At 48.3% G+C, this 23,778-nt stretch carries 14 protein-coding genes; all 14 read right to left on the reverse strand.

The genetic code is table 11. From position 1 onward, the window contains the following. Positions 1-34 precede the first annotated feature (34 nt). Positions 35-1,333, reverse strand: coding sequence for an OmpA family protein (locus CWM47_RS28805; RefSeq protein WP_100992049.1), 1,299 nt, complete (start codon positions 1,331-1,333; stop codon positions 35-37). Between the two features lie 214 nt (positions 1,334-1,547). Next, complete coding sequence (locus tag CWM47_RS28810; RefSeq protein WP_100992050.1) at positions 1,548-2,918, reverse strand: RagB/SusD family nutrient uptake outer membrane protein; 1,371 nt, start codon at positions 2,916-2,918, stop codon at positions 1,548-1,550. A gap of 17 nt (positions 2,919-2,935) precedes the next feature. Further along, on the reverse strand, positions 2,936-6,019 hold the full coding sequence (locus tag CWM47_RS28815) for a SusC/RagA family TonB-linked outer membrane protein (protein ID WP_206170551.1): 3,084 nt from the start codon (positions 6,017-6,019) through the stop codon (positions 2,936-2,938). Positions 6,020-6,297: 278 nt separating this feature from the next. Next, complete coding sequence (locus CWM47_RS28820; RefSeq protein ID WP_100992051.1) at positions 6,298-8,664, reverse strand: M43 family zinc metalloprotease; 2,367 nt, start codon at positions 8,662-8,664, stop codon at positions 6,298-6,300. A gap of 4 nt (positions 8,665-8,668) precedes the next feature. Continuing rightward, complete coding sequence (locus CWM47_RS28825) at positions 8,669-9,157, reverse strand: hypothetical protein (RefSeq protein ID WP_100992052.1); 489 nt, start codon at positions 9,155-9,157, stop codon at positions 8,669-8,671. Between the two features lie 94 nt (positions 9,158-9,251). Continuing rightward, positions 9,252-10,112 carry a hypothetical protein gene (locus tag CWM47_RS28830; protein WP_100992053.1) on the reverse strand — a complete coding sequence of 287 codons (861 nt, stop codon included), beginning with the start codon at positions 10,110-10,112 and terminating at the stop codon, positions 9,252-9,254. A gap of 16 nt (positions 10,113-10,128) precedes the next feature. Then, positions 10,129-11,502 carry a RagB/SusD family nutrient uptake outer membrane protein gene (locus CWM47_RS28835; RefSeq protein WP_100992054.1) on the reverse strand — a complete coding sequence of 458 codons (1,374 nt, stop codon included), beginning with the start codon at positions 11,500-11,502 and terminating at the stop codon, positions 10,129-10,131. An 11-nt stretch (positions 11,503-11,513) separates the two neighbouring features. Beyond that, the gene (locus tag CWM47_RS28840; protein ID WP_100992055.1) at positions 11,514-14,555 is read right to left on the reverse strand and encodes a SusC/RagA family TonB-linked outer membrane protein; all 3,042 of its coding nucleotides are present in this window, start codon (positions 14,553-14,555) and stop codon (positions 11,514-11,516) included. Positions 14,556-14,917: 362 nt separating this feature from the next. Next, on the reverse strand, positions 14,918-16,600 hold the full coding sequence (locus CWM47_RS28845; RefSeq protein WP_100992056.1) for a RagB/SusD family nutrient uptake outer membrane protein: 1,683 nt from the start codon (positions 16,598-16,600) through the stop codon (positions 14,918-14,920). An 82-nt stretch (positions 16,601-16,682) separates the two neighbouring features. Continuing rightward, positions 16,683-19,937: a SusC/RagA family TonB-linked outer membrane protein gene (locus CWM47_RS28850; protein WP_100992057.1), complete on the reverse strand. Its 3,255-nt coding sequence runs from the start codon at positions 19,935-19,937 to the stop codon at positions 16,683-16,685. Positions 19,938-20,691: 754 nt separating this feature from the next. After that, positions 20,692-21,471 carry a patatin-like phospholipase family protein gene (locus tag CWM47_RS28855; protein WP_100992058.1) on the reverse strand — a complete coding sequence of 260 codons (780 nt, stop codon included), beginning with the start codon at positions 21,469-21,471 and terminating at the stop codon, positions 20,692-20,694. 92 nt (positions 21,472-21,563) lie between these two features. Next, the gene (locus CWM47_RS28860; protein WP_100992059.1) at positions 21,564-22,424 is read right to left on the reverse strand and encodes an MBL fold metallo-hydrolase; all 861 of its coding nucleotides are present in this window, start codon (positions 22,422-22,424) and stop codon (positions 21,564-21,566) included. Between the two features lie 106 nt (positions 22,425-22,530). Continuing rightward, on the reverse strand, positions 22,531-23,064 hold the full coding sequence (locus CWM47_RS28865) for a hypothetical protein (protein ID WP_157816081.1): 534 nt from the start codon (positions 23,062-23,064) through the stop codon (positions 22,531-22,533). Positions 23,065-23,233: 169 nt separating this feature from the next. Next, positions 23,234-23,761 carry a CopD family protein gene (locus CWM47_RS28870; RefSeq protein WP_100992061.1) on the reverse strand — a complete coding sequence of 176 codons (528 nt, stop codon included), beginning with the start codon at positions 23,759-23,761 and terminating at the stop codon, positions 23,234-23,236. Between the last annotated feature and the right edge of the window lie 17 nt (positions 23,762-23,778).

A 23,778-nucleotide genomic window follows, 5' to 3' on the forward strand; every position in this document is an offset into this window, starting at 1 on the left:
GTGACAACTTCGTTATCTCCGTGTTTAAAAACGTTTATACCTTCACAATCACCATTTCCACCCGCCGGTTTTCCGGGCGTTCTTTCAGGCTTTTGTTAGTATTGATGGGCCTTGACGGGCCATAGCCGACGGTCTCTATCCGACCGGCACTGATCCCTTTATCGACCAGATACCGTTTCACGGCGTTGACCCGATTGCGGGACAGTTCAACATTGGCGTCGAATTCACCAACGGTATCGGTATGGCCTTCGAGCCGGATTTGCATGGTCGGATTGGCGCGCATCACCGTTACCAGTCGATCCAGTTCGGGGAACGACTCGGCTTTGAGATCGTATTTCGAAGCATTGAAATAGATATTCTTCAGCGTAATTTTTGCACCGGCTTCTATTGGTACCAGATCAAAATCGCGAACGACATCCACCCGATTCGTCGCCAGCGTATCACTCTGACTGAAATACCCTTTTGCTGAGGCTGTTACGGCATATACCCCCCGCCGGTCAATAGACACCTTGTATTTACCGGTCGGGCTGACACTCCGTACCGAATCGGCTGGTTCATCGCCGGAGGCTTCGGCACCCGATATCAGACGATAGGTAATTGTTGCGACAATCGGCTCTTTCGTTTTCGCATCGCGCGTGACTCCGTTAATGGCAACGGCAACGGGCATCTCTTTCGGCTGAACAGGAACAGGCGTTGCTTCTGGCGGTGTAGTCGATTCGGCAGGCGGTTCGCCAGCACCCGGTTTTGTTCGGGGCGTGTATCGGGGTTGCTGCGGTTTGGGTGGTACAGGGGTTCTGGGCGTACGCTGCGAATACCTGTCTTTTCGAACTGGGTTGTTGATGTGAACGCCCCAGAAATTGAAACAGATAAACCCCCGACCGTCTCTGCATTCAAACAAATCGAAGGTTGTATAACCAGGGTCAATGCGCTCAAAGTAGGCGACAAAATCAACGCGTTCACCGGGCTGCACTTTCCTGCGCACCTCAAGCGGAATGTTTTCGGCCCGAATAAACTTATACGACCGCTCCCCCTGATTCACATATAGCCGCGATGATGGTTGGAACCCGATGTTATTTGTTGATTCGAGTTCCCCCCTTTGCCCTCTGGGCATAGGAATCTGAAACGGTAACTGCCGACCATTGATCCCTTCTTTTCGGGCCTGAAATTTCATATACACAATGGTGTATTGCGCCGTTAATTCAACGCGCTGTATGCTCACATCGGTGTCGTTAACGTCATCTACACGCGGACTTTCGGTCGTAAACTGTACCTGAGCCTGTAAACCCGAAGCCAGCAGCAATGAAAATAGACAGGCAAGAAATAGGGGTTTCATAGTCGTTTTTTTCACTTGGTATTCAGTGTATAAACGTTTGACTATGCTGAGTAGTTTAAGGTTTAATAAATAGCGATAGAACAAGCCACTTACTTTCTTAAGACTGTAAATTTGTAAGGTCTCTCAGACCTTACAGGTTTATGATACCATTATAGGGCAAAACAAGAATAGCCCGAACAAGTATGTCCGGGCTATTCTTAATTGTTATATCGCCCTAATACCCGGCATTCTGTATCAATGCCGAATTGGTTGTTATTTCCCGTAAGGGAATTGGCAGTATCAGTTTGGGCGAATTGTAGGCTAGCGTGCCAACGTTGGTTTTTGTCCGCTTCAGGTCGTGGATGTACGTTCCTTCAAAAGCAAGTTCAAGCCGACGCTCTTTCAGAATATTGGCCAGCGTTACCTGAGTTGCAGTCAGGGCCGTTGCACCAGCGCGGGCACGAATGAGGTTGATGTCATTCAATGGCGAATCGCCAACCGATGTGCCTGCGCGGAAGTTGGCTTCGGCACGGGTCAGATACATTTCTGCCAGTCGCAGCACCTGGATATTGCCGTACTGATTCACGAATTTAATCGTCCGAATTGGGCCGCCATCATCATAAAATAACGTTGCCCGCTGGTCATTGGCGGCAAATTGATTCAGAAACGTTTCGGTAATTTCGATATCACCCCGGCCACCCGTATCCGTCGAACCGTAAAATGTATTCAAGTCATTTATACCGTCCTGATCTGTGATTTGAACCGCAAAAATTGTTTCGGCAGTATTGGCTCCGTTCACAAATTCACGTGTATCGAATACACTCTCAATAGGTACCAGCTGATACGCTTTACTGGTTATAACCCGGTTAGCCGCATTGGCCGCGTTTGGGTAATCGGCTTTTTGCAGATACACGCGTGAAAGCTGCGCACCGGCGGCACCCTTCGTGGCAAAGAAGCTATTCGAGGCAGGCAGTTTAGCTTCGGCATCCGTCAAATCAGTCAGCACCTGTGTATAAACAGCCGCTACAGTACTTCGGGGTATATTCGAGTTCGCATCCAACACTGCCGTTGGCGTCGTTACCAGCGGCACGCCAGGGTTGGCATTTGGATCGCCATCACTATAATCTTTGGCAAAGAATCGTACCAGTTCAAAATACAGCGATGCCCGAATAAACTTCGCTTCGCCTTCAATCCGGGGTTGATCGGCAGTAGAGACCAGACTTAAATTTGCCAGTACCGTGTTGCAGATGTTAATTGTGCGATAGGCATCTGTCCAGGTAACATCGGCCTGTCCATTATTAACCAATATATTTTTGGTATAAATCTGCTGCGGAGCTACGAACGTTCCTGTCCAGAGCACATCGCCCGTTGCGGGTACCGTACCCAGTAGTTCGCTATCCCTGATGATGTCCCCACCATACAGATTTACACTGCTCAGGCCATCATAGGCACCTACCAGAAGCGCCTTCAGGTCATCGGACGTCGTAAGGGCCTGGCTGGTTGCCACGCTGTTAACCGGCTTAATATCTAATTGGTTGTTGCAGGCCGTCAGCCACAAGCTAACCGTCATTGCCGACGCCAGTATGATTGATTTATTCGTTTTCATAAGTTGTGTGTCGTCGCTTAAAAACCAATTTGTAAACCACCAATGATCGTGCGCGGCTGTGGCGCTGAGTAGAAGTCGATACCAAGGTTGACCGGATTCGAGGAGTAAGCGTCCGAGTTGACTTCGGGGTCCCAACCGGTGTATTTGGTGAATGTCAGCAAATTCTGTCCCGTAGCAAAAACTCTGACTCTCGTCAGGTGAATACGATTCAGCAAGGCTTTTGGCAATGTATAGCCAAGTGTAATGGTCCGAAGGCGCACATAATCCCCTTTTTGCAGATAGCGGGACGATTCGCCGGTACCATTTCCGCCCAGCAAACGAGCCTGGGGCACGTTGGTAATGTCACCTGGTTTCTTCCAGCGATTCAATTGGTCGACCGACTGGTTATCGAAATAATCACCGTTGGCCGACTGGAATTTACCGCCCCCATTGTAGATGTAGTAATCAAACTGACCGTTGAACAACACGCTCAGGTCGATACCAGCAAAGCTGAAGGTGTTGGTAATACCGCCAATGAACTTGGGCGTTGGGCTTCCCAGCGGCACATAAGCCGCACTGTTATAGTCGTTTGTGGTTGTGCGATCTAGTGTACCATCGGCATTTGTCGAGTTTTTGTAATAAAGCGCATCACCATTCTGTACATCAACACCCGCATATTCAGGGCCAACAAACACCCCTATCGGCTGGCCTTCCTGCGCCCGGTTCAGGAAGCTACCCGTAATGGTAGTACCGCCCAGATCGGTAATTTTATTTTTGTTATAGGCGATGTTGAGCGAGGTCGTCCACTTAAATGGTCCGGTGAAGTTATTCGAGTTGAAAACGAATTCGAATCCTTTGTTCTCCAGTCTACCCACGTTGCGCAATTGCGTCCGGAATCCCGACGAGCCCGGCACGTTTACGTTGAGCAGCAAACCACTCGTGTTTTTCTGATAGTAGTCAATTTCGCCGGTAAAACGGTTGTTAAGGAAACCAAACTCCAGCCCAACGTCGGTTTGGAGCGTTTTCTCCCAGGTCAGGTCGGGGTTGGGAATCTGCGAAGGAGCCTGCCCCGGCACGCCGGCATACCCAGCCGATGTACCCGCATTGTTCGTGGCCGCATACAGTGCCAGCGAGCTAAAATTACCGATTTCAGCATTTCCGGTTAAGCCATAACTGGCCCGCAACTTTAGAAGGCTCAGTGCCTTGACATTTTTCAGGAATGGTTCTTCGGTAAGAATCCAGCCTGCTGATGCTGCCGGGAAAAAGCCATATCTGTCATTGGCACCAAACCGTGACGACCCATCAATCCGTGCCGATGCTCCCAGTAAATAGCGGTTATTGAATCGGTAATTGACCCTGGCAAAGTACGACAGGAAGCTGAAACGGGTTTCCTGCCCGTCGCCCGCCGTGATTTTGGCGGCTGATGTAACTTGCTTATAGGCACTACTTGGAAACTGCTGACCCGTTACCGAATTGTAGTTGTTCCGCGACTCCTGATACGACATACCCAAGGTAGCATCGACATCGTGTTTTTCGGCAAAGGTCCGCCCAAACGAGAAATAGTTGTTAGTGGTGTAGTTGGATACCTGACGGAATGTATTCGAACCCAGACCGTTGGGTGCGCCGGTATTAGCCCGCGTTTCACGACCATAATATTCTTCTTCCTGCTGGCTCAACAGGTCGGTTCCAAACTCGGTGCGGAACGACAAACCCGGCAGCAGTTTATAATCGGCATATACGTTCCCGATCACACGGTACACCCGCGCCTGCAACGCGGCATAATCGCGGTTGATCAGCGGATTATAATACAGCGGATAACTTGGAAACAAATCAGGATCGGCACCACTAAGGCGATTGGTGCGCGGGTCGATAACCGGTGACATCGGCGACAGGGCCACAATCTGCATCGGTGTCGAGAAGGCGTTGTCGTTTGAAACACGGTCGTTGATCGAGTGCGAGATGTTCATGTTTACGCCCAAAGTCAGTTTTTCGGTGGCCGTATGGTCCAGATTGACCCGACCGCTCAACCGGCGAAAACGGTTCTTGATGATAATTCCGCTCTGGTCGAAATACTGTCCCGAAATAAAGAACCGAGTTTTGGCATCACCACCCCGTGCACTGAGGTCGTATTGTTGCGAAGGTGCTTTTTGAAAGGCCTCCTGCTGCCAATCAGTATTGTATTTTGGGTTGGCACCCTGCCAGCCCGTTGCGTCACCAGCGGCATAGCGGGTAAATCGGTTGGCCAGTGAAGTGGCCGAAGTAGCGCCTGTATTTTCCCGCGCTTCCTGCAACAGTTCCACATATTGCTGCGTGTTGAGCCACTGACGCAGGTGCGTAGGATTGCTGGCGCCCATCTGTGCCGACGCGTCGAACGTCGTTTTGGCCGCACGTCCTTTTTTAGTCGTGATCAGCACCACGCCATTCGACGCCCGCGACCCATAAATAGCCGCCGATGAAGCATCTTTCAGGATTTCCATCGACTCGATGTCATTGGGATTCAAATCGGCGATGGGGTTGGTTGGCGCTGTTGTCGACGACTGATCGGCCGATGTCATGGGAATACCGTCGATAACATACAACGGCTGACTACTGGCCGTGAGCGACGACGCACCCCGCACCCGAATTTGCAGCCCCTGCCCCACTTTACCATTCAGAGATGTAATTTGAACCCCTGCCACCTTCCCCTGCAGAGCTTGTTCAACACTCGGAACCGGAATATTTTCAATATCGCGGGCACCCACTTTGGCAATATTGCCAGTCAGGTTTCGCTTCGATTGTGCGCCGTAACCCGTTACGATGACTTCATCGAGCGAACGGGTATCGTTGCTCAGTGTCACATTCACAACCGAGCGGTTGCCGATGGATACTTCCTGCGTAACAACGCCCACGAAGCTATACACCAACGTACCAATGTTGACAGGAACAGACAATTCATAGTTCCCATCGGCATCCGTCTGCGTACCTCGGCTTGTGCCTTTCGCCACAATCGACACACCCGGCAAAGCGGTGCCGTCCTCAGCTGAAATGACCTTTCCTGTCACCCTTCGATCCTGCTGCGCACTGACGCTCGTGCTCAATGCACTGCAACAGACTACCCACAGAAGTAGTAGAAAATTTTTCATTTGTTGAATATTAAATTTATAAAACATCAAAAATACAAATCAATATTTTGCAATATCAATCGTAAACTTAAAAATTATAAAATATAACTTAAAAATACAAGCTTTAATGGAGGTTTTACTATCCATTGGTTAACCTTCACGCTAACCTATATGTATGTAGATGAATCAATATCTTATCTAGTAGCAATAGTAACAAAACAAGCGTTAGGTAAGGAGCCAATTGGCTCCTTACCTAACGCTTGTTTTGTTACTATTGCTGTTAAGTGGGACTGTACTACTTACTGCTTCACCACCCGTTTCCTAAACACATCCTCCCCTAGCCTAATCTCGACAAAATATACACCCGTTGGGGCATATTTAATGTCGAGTGTTTGCTGGAAGGTATCGCTTGTTTTTTGATGACTTTGCTTCATTAGTTCAACGCCGGTAATGCTACGAACGCCCAGGGTGAGGGCACCCCGCTGCGGGCCGCTGAAGAGCACCATCATCTGCCCATCGCTGGGGTTAGGCGTTACTTGAAGCGCCTGTTCGGCCAGTGGCGTTGATGCCGTTACGGTGCCAGCCCGAACGTTAACCGTAACGACCGCTGTGGTACTGCACAAATCCAGTCCTGATCCTACCACAGTATACGAAGCGGTTTGGGTTGGCTGGGCAATCACCTGCGGCCCCAGGGTCGTATTCAAACCGTTGCCCACCCAGGTAAAGACGCTGGCTCCACGGGCATCCAGCGTAACGGTTTCGCCGGGGTTTATAAAGATTGACGATGCCGCTACCTGCACCGATGGCTTCTGACCCACGCGGGCCACAATATTGTGCGCTACATTCAGCCCCAGACTATCGGCATACCGAAGCCAGTTGCCCTGCGAATTTCTCCGCCAGGATGTTGCGTCCAGCGATTCCCCGTTTTTCGTGGTCACTACCGCAACAGTATCGCCCGAGGCATAGGGGAAGGCCACGCCCACATGGTAAGCCAGACCGCTTACCGGTACGTTCTTATCGAAGGTAACGGTGGTTGGGCGGTTGGCGGCCACGTCGGCCAGAATAACCCGCAGCGGCACATCTTTCTCGCCCAGAATCGCACCGGGACCACCCTGAAAACCACGTCCGTTCCAGACAGTAACCGTCACAACCGATTCGCTGGTGGCGCCTTTAGCGGCTTTGGCAACACCAAACTTGATAGATGCCCCGGCCAGATTGGTATAGGCCAGTTTATTGGCAAAAAACTCCGACACAGCCTGACTCCGATGACTATTTTGACCCGCTACATAACCCGTGCCGTTTACTTCCCGCAACACGCTGGGAGTTCCGTTGAAGTTGGTGATCTCGTTGCAGAGTCCCTGATTCAGTACTTCAATGTATTTTGTACGAACCAATGGCGTCGACTGGCCGATGGCATTGGTGGTGACCAGCGTTACAGAAAATATACCCGGCTGATTATAGGTAACCGTAGGATTTTGCGCGGTTGACGTAGCTGGCGTGCCGCCCTCAAATGTCCATGACCAACTCGTCGGGAATCCGTCTGACAGGTCCGTAAACTTGATCTGTCCGCCCAATAAAACCTGTTGATTATCAGCCCGGAAGTTTGATACCGGGCGGGTAGCCACCTGCGTGCCGCATACGTTGGATGATAACAGACTGAGCCGTCGGGGACTAAGCGCCATAACAGCCCGGATACGGTCTTTCTGATTCAGGGTAAAGATATTCATGCAGGCATCGTTGGAGTAGTCCATGTAATTCTGCACCATGTTAGTGGACCCGCAACTCACCCGCCCCAGGGGGCAACCGCTGCTGGCCGATGCCTGCGGGGGCGTATCAGCACAGAAATCATCACCACAGTTGGCATCGCCCCAAATATGACGCAGACCCAGCCAGTGACCGGTTTCGTGCGATAGTGTGCGCCCCAGGTTATAGGTAGCCCGCATGGTTGGAAAGTTGCCTTTTTCGGCATTACCAAACGAACGATAGTCGATCACAACACCATCTGTACTGGCCGGACTGTCGGTTGGAATACCCGCCAGATTTGACTGGCTCGGAAACTGTGCATAGCCCAGCAACTGCCCGCCACCCGACACAACATCATTGAGATCTACTACCCAGATGTTGTAGTATTTGTCGGGATTCCAGTAGGTACTGGGCTTCAGTACGCCTTCAATATTGTTCTGGTTCCAGTTGGCCTGGTTCCCATTGTACCGGTCAATACCCGGCTCGGCCATTGCCTGTCCCTGTGGGTTGACCACCGCCGAGCAAAATTCGATTTCTATATCAGCTCCAAGCGGGTTGTCATTAAACCCCCGCGTACCGGCTTTACGGCGATAATCTTCATTGAGTGTTACCAGTTGCGCCTGCACTTGTGCCTGACTGATATTTCGCCCTGAACCTACAGCTTCGCCGTTATGCACCACGTGAACGACAACGGGAATGGTGATAACGGTAGCCAAACCCGTTCGACCATTCGCCATTTGTTTTTTGAGGTCAACCATTTTCTTCTGCAAGGCCCGCTCAAAATCGGCGAGAGTGCCCAGTTCAGGATGCCGGGCACGCAACACGCTATCCATTTGCATGGTTGCGCACTGCTGAGGTGTCTGCGCCTGTAGCTGCGAAGTCAACAGAACGAGCAATGTAAGGCTGAGTAGTAGTCGAAACATACGCCTATTTGGTAGTAGTCGAGTTGAACGTAAACTGGTAGCTGGCATCAATATCCGGGAAGTAATACTGAACGGTCATCGTTGTAGCCGTCAGGTTTTTAATTGTCCACGGGTATACGCCATTCAAAAGTGGAATATAAAATTGCAGTGTTGCATTGGCATTGACGAGTACCCAGGTATCGGTCACATAGAGATCAGGTTCACCCGAGTAACAAATACTTGCGCCCTGGCTAGCCTCAAACTTATGCTCAGCATTCGCATAAAATGTAAGCACATCATCTGTACTGCAATCATTAAGCTGCGAGACAGGAATTACGCCTGATGCCGTACCCTTATCAATAATCTGAATGGATACCATTTTCCAGGATTTCTTTTCCGTACCTGTCAGCAGTTGCGAGTAGGTTGCGGGCTTAGGCTCTATCTTTTCAGAACAGCCCCCAAGCAGCCACCCTACAACACCCGTAATAAACAATAAACGTATAAAATGTCGCATGATCGAAGTTTGTCAACTAGTTACCTAGCTATAAAATTGTCGGTTAACTGATTTCTGATAACGAATAATTCAATAACCAGTAACTAACAACCAATTACTGAGGTGTATATGTTTGCGTGTAAGTTACAGTCGTGTCTTTAGTTGCACTCAGCGCCAGTTTGAATTGAAGCGTTAGCGAAATTTTCCGGTTCGTGGGATTCCAGGCCCCCCTCCCCGTCACGGTATCTGTAGAGCCAAGGTCTGCACTACCCTGCGATGGAACGGTTAGCGAGTTATCGCCATTATCAATGAAGGTAAGTGTAGGCGTAATAGCGTCGAATGAGAAAAAGGGAATACCAATATTCCAGTTGCTGAGTATATACTGCTTACAATCGGTACTGGTAATTTCTACATCGGGCACCGAATACGTCCGCGTCCCTATTTGCCCGCTACCCGTATATAGGCCCCCAAGCAGGCAATCATCCTGAATAGTCACTTTCACCTGTTTCCCAACAACTCCCTCCTGCCCAAACCCTACCTGTAGCGTACTGGGTTGAACCCCGGTCAGGGTGAACGTGAGCGATGTCGACTCCAGAATGTTATTGGCGTTGTTGATAAGTTGCAGCATAATAGTACCGGTGCTCGCTTTTGCCGGGATAATTACGGTGCCTTTTGTGCCGACAATGCTGTAGTCTTTCCCCTCACGAGCGGTTCCGGTAACGATATAGTTGACTGTGATGGGTTGGTCCAGAATTGGGCCAGCATTGTGAACCTGAATAGCAATCGGTTTGCTACGACTTTCCTTGTAAGTCAGTGTGGTATCTGTAAACCGCACGAAGTAGGGACCGTCAAAAGTGCGGTCCAAATCCTGTGGTTCGCAGGCACTTGTTCCCCAACCAACAAGCGCAACAGCCAGCAGGCCAAACAACCAGCGACCAATTGTACTCGTATAATTCTGTATAATCTGGTTTTTCATGATAACCAATAACTAGTTAATAGCCAGGATTTTGCGTGAGGGCCGTATTTTGTTGAATTTCCCGCTGTGGTATTGGCCAGAGTTCATAGCGACTATTCCAGTTGGCAGTAAACGCCGACATAACCGCCTGTGCCCGCCCGGTCCGAACCAGGTCATACCAGCGTTGCCCTTCAAAAGCCAGTTCATATACGCGCTCCCGCTCAACGGCCAATAGTACATCAGCCTGAGCGGCTGCTGTGATGGCCGGAGCCTTTGCCCGTGTACGCAAAACATTTAAATCGGCAATTGCACCGGTTGTACCCGTCAGTTTGCCCTGTTGCGCCCGGGCCTCTGCCCGAATCAGGTACATTTCGGCCAGGCGTATAAGAACGATGTTGTTATTATCTTCCGATGCCGTACCATATTTGCGTACCGTCCAGCCGTTGTCATTGCCACGTTGTTGCTGTGCGTTGAAGGTAATGGTAGTATTGCGCGTGCCCGCTTCGGCAGAGGTCAACAAGACAATCAATTGGTTCGATGGAATCACCTCCCGACGGCCAACCAGTAAATTGTTCAGGCTATAGGCCGTTGTACCCGGATCATCTGTCAGGTTATAGCCAACTTCAAGAATGGCCTCATGCGTAAAATCTTTCGAAACAAGGTCCGAGTAGTTAGCCTCCAGCGTATAAACGCCGGAGTTGATCACCACTGTAGCGAGGGCTTCGGCTTGTACCCAGTTTTTCTGATACAGGTAATACCGGGCTAAAGCGGCCTGACAATTTACCTTGTTCATAAAAGACGCATTGGTTATAGCGTTGGTCGAGGCAGATGTCACCGCCGGAAGATCGGCCAGAGCCGCCTGATAGTCAGCCAACACAGATGCCAGCATATCGGCTTTGGCGGTGCGTGCAATCGTCGTATTGGCTACCTGATTTGTGGACGTAACCTTGGGTATATCGCCGAAGGTGTAAACACCAATAAAATTGGCCCATCCCCTCAGAAAGTGCGCTTCGGCCAACACCTGCTTGCGGGTAGCTTCGGGCACTGTAGTTAGTAAAGGCAAACGCTCCATGATAAAATTGGCTACGTATACCGTATTATAGATAGTAGCCCAGAGCGCATCCACAGCGCCGTTGGTGGCTGTAATGCGCTTCGTCCCAAGTTCAATATTGTCGGTAAACGTGCCGTTTGCCTGGATGTAATCGGCCGTAAAATCGCCGGCAATAATGTTAGGCGAAGCCATTCCCCGAAACGCACTATAGAGTCCAATCCGAACCGGCTGCACATCATTGGGTTCGTTGAGCACCAGCTCATCTACCAGCAGGGTAACGGGTTTAGGCTCCAATACCTCCTGACAGGCTGCCAGGCTAACCAGTGTTATCAATATACTATATCGGAAGAAACGAATCATAGTAAAGCGAATTAAAAACTAAGCGTTGCCCCTACAACTACGGTTTTCACCTGAGGAAACGTAAAAAAGTCAATGCCCTGCGAAGTCGTCGAACCATCAAGGGTACTCACTTCAGGATCTGCCCCTGAGTAACGGGTCCACGTCAGGATATTCGTAGCCGATACATACAGACGGGCATTGGCAACCTTGTATTTGTTGATCCATTTTTTAGGGAAGTTGTAGCCAAGTGATACGTTCTTCAGCCGTAAATAGGATCCATCTTCCACGAATCGGCTACTGGTATAGTTGTTATACGTATTCTGATACACATAGCGGGGCACGCTTGTGATATCACCTTCTTTTCTCCAGCGTTTGAGGGCCTGCCGTACCTGATTATTCTGAATATCAGCACCGGAATTAAGTAACGTCTGGTTAGAGAAGTTCAGGATGCTATTGCCGTATGAGAATTGAAGCAATGTACTGAGGTCAATGCCTTTCCAGGAGACTTTGTTCGTTAAGCCGCCATAGAGTTTAGGCTGTGCATTGCCAATCACCTGTCCATCGGCAGGCGTAATACGCCCATCCCCGTTTTTGTCGTCGTAGATGGCATCGCCGGTGGCCGGGTCAACGCCCAGAAACTTCAAGCCCCAGAACGTTCCCAACGGCTGGCCGGGTAGTACAACATTGGTTCTAAATACGCCATTTCCCTGATACCCCCGAAATACCGGTTCGGTACTGGCCAGTTCCACCACTTTATTACTATTGTGCGACAGGTTCAAATCGGTACTCCAGCGTACAGCCTTATTTACATTCACCGTCGAAATAGTGAGTTCAATACCTTTGTTCGATACTTTCCCGATATTTCCCTGCACAGTGCTGAAGCCTGTCGTTTGCGGAATGGGTTGTGCAAACAGGAGTTTGTCAGTGAGGTTGTCATAGGCATCCAGAATTATATTAAGCCGCCCGTTGAAAAAGGAAGCATCCAGGCCGATATTGGATTCTCGGGTGCGTTCCCATTGCAGATTGGCATTGGCCAGTGCCTGCGGAGCAACACCCGTTGAACCGCTGTAAGTAGCTGATGCCCAAGTACCCAGAAATTGAAAATCCCCGATGCGTTCATTCCCGGTAAAGCCATAACTCGCCCGTAGTTTCAGGTCGCTCAGGAAACGAAACTGCTCCATGAACTTTTCGCTCGAAATGCGCCAGGCCAACGATGCCGATGGAAAAACACCAAACCGGCGGCTCTGTCCAAAGCGGGATGAACCGTCGTAACGCGCGGTTATCGTGGCCAGGTATTTCTCCTCATAGCTGTAGCGGGCTTCGCCGAAGGTAGATAACAGTCCACTATTCACGACACTGGAACCGCCCTGGTCAACCACACCGGCTGAACTTATGTATGTAAAATCGTCACTGGGAAACAACCGACCCTGAACATTACCACTCCGCTGTGTACGCTGCAAGGCTTCAAAACCGGCCAGCACATTAAACTGGTGTTTTTCTGCGAGCTGAAAATTATACGTCAGTGTATTGGTGTTGACAAACGTAGAATACGACTGATTGATGAAAACACCATATCCCTGTCCGCCTACACTGGGCAAAAAGCCGCCAATAGCCGTTGTCGATGGTTCAAACTGGTCTTCGGTTACGTTGTTATAGTCGATGTTCACTTTCGACCGAAAGCGCAGATTTTGCAGAATTTCATACTCAGCATACAAACCGGCCAGAATCTTAACCGTATACGCATTGAAACGGGGCAACAGAGCCTGCGCTACCGGATTGAAGTTAGGGAAACCTGCATATTCCGTATCGGCCGGACCATAAAGACGGCCCTGTTCGTTGTAAGGCGAATAATAAGGTAAGCTTTTGATTGCGCCGGAGTAAACGCCATCCAGAAAGTTATCGCCTTTGACGCGCTTGTTCAACGCCCTCGACAATGTGATGTTCGTGCCAAACGAAAGCTTATCCGTAGCCTTATGGTCCAGCTTCATCTGGCCTGTTAGACGGGTAAATTGATTGTTCAGCTGAACGCCCTGTTCATCGCGGTAACTGCCACTCAGGTAAAATTGCGTGCGGTCGTTGCCGCCCTGCGTCGATAACTGATATTGCTGATAAACCCCCTTTCGAAGTACAGCATCAATCCAGTCGGTATTTTGTCCATCGGTAACGCCTTTGATCAGGCCCAGTTTATCGGGGTCCAGTCCGGCATTGGTAACGGCTTCCCGCTGTAGCTCCAGCAACTCCGTTGAGTTGAGCAGATTTGGCCGACGAACAACGTCTGTTATACCCCGTTGCACATCGGCCGTAAAGGTCGTTTTCTGTGCTTTCCCCCGTTTGGTGGTGATGAGCACGACACCATTCGCAGCCCTCGATCCATAAATTGCTTTTGCCGAAGCATCTTTCAATACCTGAATGGATTCAATGTCGTTCGGGTTAAAGAGCGCGAACGCATTATCCGTTTGTCCGCCAAAATCGCGACTTGACAAGCCATCTGTCCCCCCATCTTCCACGGGTACGCCATCGACAATAAACAACGGTTTATTACTGGCCGTAATGGACGTATTGCCCCGAATCCGAACGGTAAGCCCACCACCGGGTGTACCCGATGACTGCGTTACCTGCACACCAGCCGCCTGCCCTTGCAGGGCCTGATCGAAACTGGCAACGGGAATATCCTTGAATTTGTCGGGCGAAATGGACGCAATAGAGCCGGTAATGTCTTTTCGCTGGGTCGTATTATACCCTGTAACAACAACCTGGGTCAACTCGTTGACCGCTTCCTTCATCTGCACATTAACAACCGAGCGATTACCAATGGCCACTTCCTGCGAAACCAGTCCTATCGAGGTAAGCAACAGAATAGCCGAACTACCAGGCACCGTGATGCTGTAATTACCATTGGCATCGGTACTAACGCCATTGGTTGTTCCTTTCACTACGATGTTGACTCCGGGGATTGGCAGTCCATCCTGCGTCGATGTGACCCTACCGGTTATACGCTGGCCTTGAGCAAGCAAATAGCCGGGCAACATGACCAGCAACGCTAGCCAACTAATTATACCGCAATATTTTCTCATGTATAGGTTATACGCTAGGCAAAAGTTTTTGAGGTAAATACACTATTGAAGGAAACAAACGATTAGTCAACGTAGCAAGCTACTATTTTTTCAAACGAAAAATCAACCTTCATCGTATAAATGTATTGTCTGGCCAACTGGCTCAAATTAGCCTTTTTTCTGTCAGAACAAGAAATTTAACCGGCGAAAAAAGTTCTCCATCTATTTTTAATGCTGAAGCTGTTTAAACTTTTACGTAGCAGTTTACCTTTTTGCCAGCAGTTTCAGATTTTACAGAGACTAAATACCATAAAAAGAGGCTCCCCGTATGTACGGGGAGCCTCACTGACTGGATTTGGCAGGATTAGAAACCTGGTGTGGCCTTAAAAATTAGGGTTTTTAATGGCAGCACCGGTTGTTGGGTTCAACACTGTTTCATCAGCAGGAACATCCCAATAATCCATGAAGTTGTAGTCGATCGTTACATTCTTGTTAATCAAAGCCCCGGCATTCGTGATAACCGTATTGCCATAGCTACCGCCACCGCTGGCAATAGGATATGTCCAGCCCCAACGACGCAGATCATAGAAAGCCAACCCACGGCTAAACAGAGAGACTCTTCTTTCTTTGGTTAACTCGGTAAGCGCTTTCGATAGGGTAAGGCTTGTACCGGCAACGGCTGGAACACCAGCACCCTGATATGTCCGTACGGCATCGACAAAACCTAAACCGGTTTCGATATTGCCCAGACGCATATTGGCTTCAGCCAGCATCAGTGCGTTTTCTTCGTAGCTACCAGCGATGAAGACTTCATGCGCACCTATATCCTTAGACCCGTATACGTATACGCCAGTTACGCCGGTGCCATTAGGTACCATGCTATAACGCGTTGTAAACGTATAGTTGTTTTTGTAGGTCGTTTTGGTATTGAAGTTGTTAACTACCCGTTGGTCGCCAGCATTGAACGACTGCATAAAGCGTTCGCTGATCTTGAAGGTCGAGCTGGTATTCACGTTTGACGTTAATGCCGCAACCGTTCCACCCGTAGGCGAGAAAGGCGAGTTAGAGGCAGTGCTACGTTCCGTGAAGACGATATCCCCTTTCTTGATCCCGTTGGTAGCCAGCGTCAATACACTGGTCCAGTCGGCAGCGGTCATGGCAGTTGTCGACGACTTGGAGATCGTAGCTGCCGGATTGCCGTTTACAAACGGAGCCAGTTTATTAACCAGAATATTCCGCGCCAGCATCGTGTTGATGTTGCGTTTCCACATGTCAACTGTTGGCACACCGCCGTTGCCTACCTGCATAAATGAAGGAATCAACTGGCCTAATACAGCCTGATAATCCGACGCACTGGTAATGGAACCCAGGGTAGTAGCCGCCAGGTTGAAATACTCGTTCGACTTAGTGATCATTGCATCATGCAATACGTAGCCACCATCCGTTGCACCTGTTTTATCGGCAATTAAGCCAGCATAATACATCGAACCGATAGAGGCATAGGCATAGCCTTTCCACCAGTAAGACCAGGCTTTGATCGTATTGGCCCGGCTGGTCTTATCACCCGAGAATGAAATGGTGCTTACCAGATCCAACGTCTCATTACAGACGTTATTCAAGGCATACATGTTCAGCCATTGGTAGTACAATGGGTTGTTGCCAGCACCCGTAGCGGCCCGACTGTTATAAGCCCGAATGATTCCTACTTGTGGAGCCGGGTTGGTCACTTTCGTACCATCGTCCAGAATAATATAGTCGGGAACACCAATGGTTGTCACCTGGTTGTTGGAAGCATCCGCCCCCACGTTATCAGCCATCAGTTCGCTATAGCCCCAGGGCAACGAAAAGTAGCTATTACCCAGCCAGCCATCGCCGTTCAGGAAACCGTTGACATAAACACCACCCTGCGCAAATGCAATCAACCCAGTCTCGGTGTTGACATTGGCAGCTGTGGTAGGCTGGTTGGGGTTGCCCACATCCAGTTGTTCTTTACAAGAGACCCCGGCAAGCATGAGGGTCGCGAAAAGAGCGGTGGAGAAAAATTTATTTTTAGTGATACGTTTCATCTTAAAAGAAATTAAGTTGTAAGTACTTAGTATCCAAGCAGTAAGTAATTAACTCACCTGCTGCTCCTTATAACTTAAGTGATTAGAAACCAATGTTCAGACCCACCTGATACGACTTAGTGTTCGGCAGTGTGCTGTGATCGACACCCCGGTCAAACGACGAGTTCGACGAACCTGAGCTAACTTCAGGATCATAGCCCGTGTATTTGGTGAAGGTCATCAGGTTGCGGCCCGTAAAGACGATCTGTGCTTTGTTCAGGTAGGGTAGTTTAACAATCTTGGCGATATCGAAAGCCAGCGAAATGTTCCGTAACCGTACAAACGACGCATCTTCTACGAAGAAATCTTTGGTGGCGTTGTTACCCGCGCCCCGTGTGCTACCCCATAAGTTATAATACGCACCCGACCAGTACGCTGGGAAGGCACCCGTTTTGCCATCAATAGTAACCTGTTTGGTGAAGTCTCCGCTGATACCATCACGATACATCCATTCTTTCGTCTGGTTGTAAAGTTTGCTGCCATAAACCCAGTCAAACTGGAAGTTCAGCGTCACGAAGTTTTTGAAGCTAACCCCATTGATAAACGACATGTTGAACTTGGGGTTCGGGTTCATTAACGGATAGGTTTCGTTGGTGAACTGAGGCTGGTAAGTCGTTTTGCTGACAACACGTCCATCCACCAGCTGGTAGCCCCCTTCGTTTGCAGCGCTAATGTACCGTACGCCTTCCTGATTGACATAGTCCAGGCTGGTTAAGGCTTTGTAGCCATACACCTGACCAATTGGCTGACCGGGCGTTAGAACCAGTGCGGTGCTACCGGCAAGCGATGTCAGGATAATGTCGGCACCTCCCGAAATAGCATCAATTTTAGAGATCTGATGACCGAAGTTGGTCGTGAAATCCCATTTCAGGTCTTTAGACCGGTAAATTGGCAAGCTAAGCGAGAATTGAACCCCGTTTGACGACATGTCGATAGCGTTGGTCAACTGCCCTGTCGAACCCAGCGATGGTGGTACGCTTACGGTGTAAATTACGTTGGCACTTGAGCGTTTCCAGTACGTAAACGCACCCGAAATCGAGTTAAACCATGTACGATTCGAATTGCCGCCGATGGTAAAGTCAGTACCAATTTCGAGCTCTTTCGACACCTCCACTTTCAGGTTTGGATTCTGGGTCGTTGTGGGAATGGTATACACCAAACCTGAACCCAGATTCCGCTGGCTCAATACAGGGTAGCGGTCAAATGCACCCGGCTGAATACCCGCTTCGCCATAAGCTGCCCGTAATTTGAAGTATGGTAAGGCATTGGCAATGCTGCTGTTCTTGAAGAACGACAATGGAGAAACGTGACCATCGAAGTGAGGAAAGGTGAACGGCGTAGACCCTGCACCAAAGGCCGACGACCAGTCAGTCCGGAAACCAGCCGTGATGCCACCATAATCACCAAAATCAACTTTCTGGTTTACCAGATAGCCGTAAGTAATGAACGGTGTCACAATATCCTTATCAACTGCCTGTGATGCAGTAGCCGCCACGTTGAAGGGTGGCGCTGTACTCAAGCCTACACCGTAGGTATCGTATTGCGTCGACTTGTTCTTGCGGTAATCGAACGATACCTGCGTGCTGGTCTGGATAGGCAGATTTATATGGAAATCATTCTGAAAATCAGTCCGGATAAAGGCCGTACCCAGAAAGTTCTGGAATGTATTCGTGTATTGGAAGTTGTCGATTTCACCCTTGTTGTCAGGGGCGTAGTTGCTCGCATAAGAGCCGTAATATTCTGAGGTGATATTTTGCGACTGATTTAAATAGGTCCAGCGAGCCGTTTCATTCCGGTAGTTGATACCATATTTACCATCCAGCGTCAAAAATTTGTTGATCTTATATTCAGCCTGGAAATTCTGAAGAACGTCGATTTTATTGTTGATCGCATCCGTATAGGCTGCCTGGTAGTAAGGGTTACCGGCGTTAACGCTCAAAAAGTCAGCCGTTGGGTAAACCGGATAGGTTCCATCAGACAGTTTACGAGTCAGGTCAAAAAACGGCGATGTATTCAAAAAGCCATACACCTGTCCCACATTACCACTTCCGCCATTAAAAGGCGAGTACATAGCCCCTAAACCTGGCTTCAGGGTGTTTTTAGTGTAAACCAATTGGGTAGTCGAACGGATGGTGAAGCCTTTGAAAATCTCGGTGCCGATGTTAGCCGACAAGTTACTACGGTCAATATACCCATTCTCTTTCGTCAGGATTGGCGACGTCGTGTGGTTATTAGAGGCAGCAATGTTGAAGTCGCTTTTTTCTGAAGCGCCCGACACATTGACGTTGTTGTTTGACGTGATCCCCGTGCTAAATACCTGTTTGAAATGGTCATAATACTTCAGGTTGCCACTGTAGGGTGTATTGGCATCATTGCGGATATCCTGAATGGCATAACGCGTTGCACCACCATATTTATAGGAAATACCCGTAATAGCGCCATTCTCGGTGTAATCCAGAATATTACCTTTAGCATCAACGATGTTATTGTTGCCGTCGGTCAAATACGGATGTAAATCTGCTTTACGGACATTTCCCGTATTTAGGAATTCATTGGCTGAGAAGCTGGACGAAAAATTAACTGAGGTGCGGCCTTTCTTTCCTTTTTTGGTGAACACCTGAATTACGCCATTAGCTCCCTGCGCCCCATAGATCGAAGCCGAAGCCGCACCCTGCGCAACCTCGATACGCTCTATGTTGCTTAAATCAAGCGAGTTGATGTCGGTAGCAGCTACCTGTACGCCATCCACCATGATCAGGGGTTTGGTACCGCCCTGTACGCTGTTGATACCACGTAGCAGGATGTTGACGGGATCGCCGGGGTTACCGCTGGTGGAGGAAATTTGTGCACCCGGAATTTTACCAACAAGCGCCTGATCAATCGAAGCCGTTGGTGTTTGTGGCAAATCTTTTGCCGAAACGGATTCAATGGCAATGCCCAGTTTGGCTTTGCTGGTAGCAACACCGCTACCCGTTACAACAACTTCGGTAAGTAAACGAGAATCGGAGACTAAACTCACATTCACTTCCGATTGATTACCGACAACTACTTCCTGTGTCGTAACACCCACAAAGCTGAACACCAGCGTGGTGCCCTTAGCAGGCACGGACATATCAAAAATACCGCTCGCATCAGTGCTGGTTCCTTTCGACGTGCCTTTCACAACAACCGAAACGCCTGGAAGAGACGACCCATCTTCTGCCGACGTAACCTTGCCGACAATTCTTCTTTCCTGAGCCCAAGCTGTGGACCAGAGTGAGCTTACCAGAAGGAAACTCAACAATAGAATTCTACTCATAGGTAATTTAGTGTTAGGTTAAGAAACTCCTTACTTTCTACAAAACTATGTAATCAAAAAATTCATTGCAAATTTTTTGTACAAATAACTTCAAACCAAAAAAAAATCTATAAAAATCAACTATAAGCGAATAATATTTTGATTTAAATGACAACCTCCTGCTCAAACAAATAAAATTATTTTAATTTAGGCTAATAAACAGAACATTGTACGTATAAGTAATTCTAACATATTCATCTGATATAGCAGAATAATTCAACTTCTTATAGACGTATTCTTTTATGTACGATATTATTATTTTTTCAAAAAAGAGTATTTTCCCTTAATTAAGAAGAGAAGCGTTTTCCGAAACAACTGGATAGTAATGTATATCGAAGAAGGTCAGAACTACCAAAAAGGCTACATTTATACCATATAGCCGCTATTTAATTATATTTTTCCGTGTAAGATTACTGTGCTTCACATGTATATAGTTACTACATATACTTACTATCCATTTCACATTAATACTTAAGTAGTAAGTCAATTATATTTTTGTCAGATGACAGCTAAAAATAAGTTTGTTTACCACATTAAAATTATTTAATAATTTTAGAACTAAATAGCTTTATAAACAAAAATTAGTTTTTAGTATACAATAACGTATTGGCTAAACAACCTGTCCACCTTACTTCGATATAGACACGCAGGAGTTTTTAACAACAAAAATGCCGGACTGTGAAGTCCGGCATGTGGTTAGCGAGAAGTCTGTAAGTTAAGGTCGCATCAGAGTTGCCTGATTAAAGGCTTTTTCGATATCCGAAGCCATTGAGCGCGTATATTGATACCCCACGCGATATAAATCGCGAGCTTTTCGAATATCGGTTGTGCCATATTGTGCCAGTTGAGGAGGTTCGATGACAACGTTGCATTTAGCAAATCGCTCTCTGGTTTTGCTCTGTACCGCCAGCACCAGACTACGCTCTATTACCCCGCGCATGGATGTGATGGGTTTACGCGGCCCTAAAACATTGCAATGTGAACCAATGATAAAGTCAACTTTGTGCTCAATCACATCGACAGGCAAATTATTAAGTACGCCACCGTCTACGAACTGTCGTTTATGAATAAGCATGGGCTCAAAAATTCCCGGCAAACAACAGGACGCAAGCACTGGCCGAACTAGTTCTCCTTTTTCAAACACGACCTGCTCCCCGGCATTTAAATCAACGGCAACTACATGCAACGGAATTTTCAGTCCTTCAAATGAATCGTGGGGGATATACTTTTTGTATAAATCAATAGCCGTATCTATTCGAAGGAGACCCATGCGGTTCCAGGCGGGCCGCAAATGACGCATAAATGAAGATGATTCAATTATTTTCAAACTTTCGTCGGGTGTATATCCTTGCGCTACCAACGCCCCAGCAATAGCCCCGGCACTGGTACCGGCAATCTGATCGAAGGCTATACCCATCTCCTGCAAGGCTTTTATAATACCCAGATGTGCTATCCCGCGTGCTCCACCACCTGATAATACAAGACCGATTTTCATAACTCGTTAACAGCAGGCATAAAGGTTTGGTTTTTGGGGAGGTAAATAGGACGGGCTTCTGTTATAACGGCAAACCATCCGCGCTGCTTGTGTTATAACAATTCTGCCAGGGTCCCCTTGTCCTTTACCCGAATTCCTTTTTCGGTTCGCTCCACTGTGGCCGCTTCGACTGTTGGATCGTGATCGAACACCAGCAGCCACTCTTCATCGGCAGCCCGATTAAGGAAATTTGTCTTTTCATCCATCGTTATGAGTGGCCGGACGTCATAACCCATCACATAAGGAATGGGTATATGAGCAACCGATGGAATTAGATCGGCGCAGAAAGCTACCGTGCGCGGTTTACCGTTCCGCTCGCCAAGCTGAAAGGTTGGTAAGGTCATTTTTTCTGTATGCCCATCCACATAGAGCAACTCGATTCCCGGCAGGTTCAGGCTTTCGCGGTCAATGAATTTCAGCTGACCATTCTCCTGTAAGGGCATGAAATTTTCGCGCAGGTAAGTAGCCCGTTCGCGGGGGTTAGGGCTGGTGGCCCAGTCCCACTGGCCGCTATGGCTCCAATAGGTTGCCTGCGGAAAGGTCGCTTCGAGTTTGGTGTGGCTGGCATCGGTATACCGTACAGCCCCACCGGCATGGTCGAAATGCAGATGGGTCAATAGCACATCCGTTACATCGTTGATAGAGTAGCCCGCCTGTTCGACAGCACCCGTTAAGGTTTTGCCATTAGGCAGATCATAGTAGCCGAAAAATTTAGCATCCTGTTTGTCGCCGGTACCGGTATCGACCAGCATAAGCCGTTTTCCGTCTTCGATGAGCAAACAGCGTAATGCCCAGTTGCAAAGGTTTCGCTCGTCGGCCGGATTTTGTTTTTGCCAAATCGACTTAGGTACTACGCCGAACATAGCTCCGCCATCAAGTTTGAACAGGCCGGTATCAAGGGTTTGGAGAGTCATAAACGCGTTTTTTGGCAAGTTAGGCTTTTATAGCATTGCCAAAAAACGCACAATTCATAAAGTATCCTGATCACTCCATGAAGAGACAATAAGGACAACCGTTATATTATTCCTCGCTGCTATCGTTCAACAGACGCAGTTGGTTTACAATTGTTTGTTGACTAGCCTGCGTTATTGCCAGATGCTGTAAATGCTCTTGAATGGCAAGCTCGTTTCTATTCATCAGGATAGACCGCCCAGGCTCCCCATAGATGCTATCCTGAAATCGCTGACGCTGTAGCTCCAGTAGTTTTATAGCCTGTTCAAGCTGAGCAATACGACTCTCATGCGTCTTGGCCTGTTGCTGGGCAACACCAATAAGGTGCTGATTAGTAGCACACGACAGACTTGCAGGAACACTCAGAGCTTGTTGCCATTCTTGTTCTAACTGCTTAATATCGCCTGAACAAGCGTTGCCATCAAAAGCATTGACTGGCAGTTGAGTACAATGGCCCTGGTCTACAAATTCGGCCCTGATAAGCTGGCTTCCTTTAGCCACAACAGAGTTTAATACATCACAGATAGTTTCCAGATTAGTGAACCACCAGGAGTATTCTCTAAGTCGATAATTAGGATCTAATGACGTAAAAATAAGTTGCATCTGACAGGCATTACGGATATGGCACAATAATTAGACATTGTTTCCCAAAAGCCAATTTTATTTACTTTTTGGTCAGCTAAAATAGACATAGGAGACTACAATACATTGATAACCAATGAAAATAAATTAATAAATATTAAAAATTATAATACACAGTAGAAAAGTAAATTTAATGTTCCCTAAAACGACGATAAACACGAATCCCAATCATTAGTAAAACGATCAGCGCCAAAAGGCCTAGCATTCCCCATACCATACTCAGGGCATCTTTCAGAACAACCAGGAATACGATACCGAACAAAAACAACGTAGCTACTTCATTCCAGATACGCAATTGAGTAGACGTGTAGCGAAACTCTCCCCGCTGCTGCTGACGAAAAACAACGTGACACAGAATATGATAAACGTACAGCCCCGCTACCAATACCAGCTTATAAATCAGCCAGTCCGGTGTTGAACCGTAATTATACCATGTGTTCAGGCCCAAGAGTAACGTGATCACTGCCGACGGCCAGGTGATACCATACCACAGCCGACGCTGCATGAGTAGTAATTGGTTTTGGAGAATACTACGCCCTGGTTCAGGCTGTGTTTCAGCTTCGGTAACGTAGATCAATAAACGGGGAAAATAAAACAGCCCGGCAAACCAGGTTACGACAAAAATGATGTGCAGGGCTTTACTATAGAAGAATAGCATGGGTAACGGTAATGATT

It is taken from the genome of Spirosoma pollinicola (assembly GCF_002831565.1).
In the GTDB taxonomy this organism is placed as follows: Bacteria; Bacteroidota; Bacteroidia; order Cytophagales; family Spirosomataceae; genus Spirosoma; species Spirosoma pollinicola.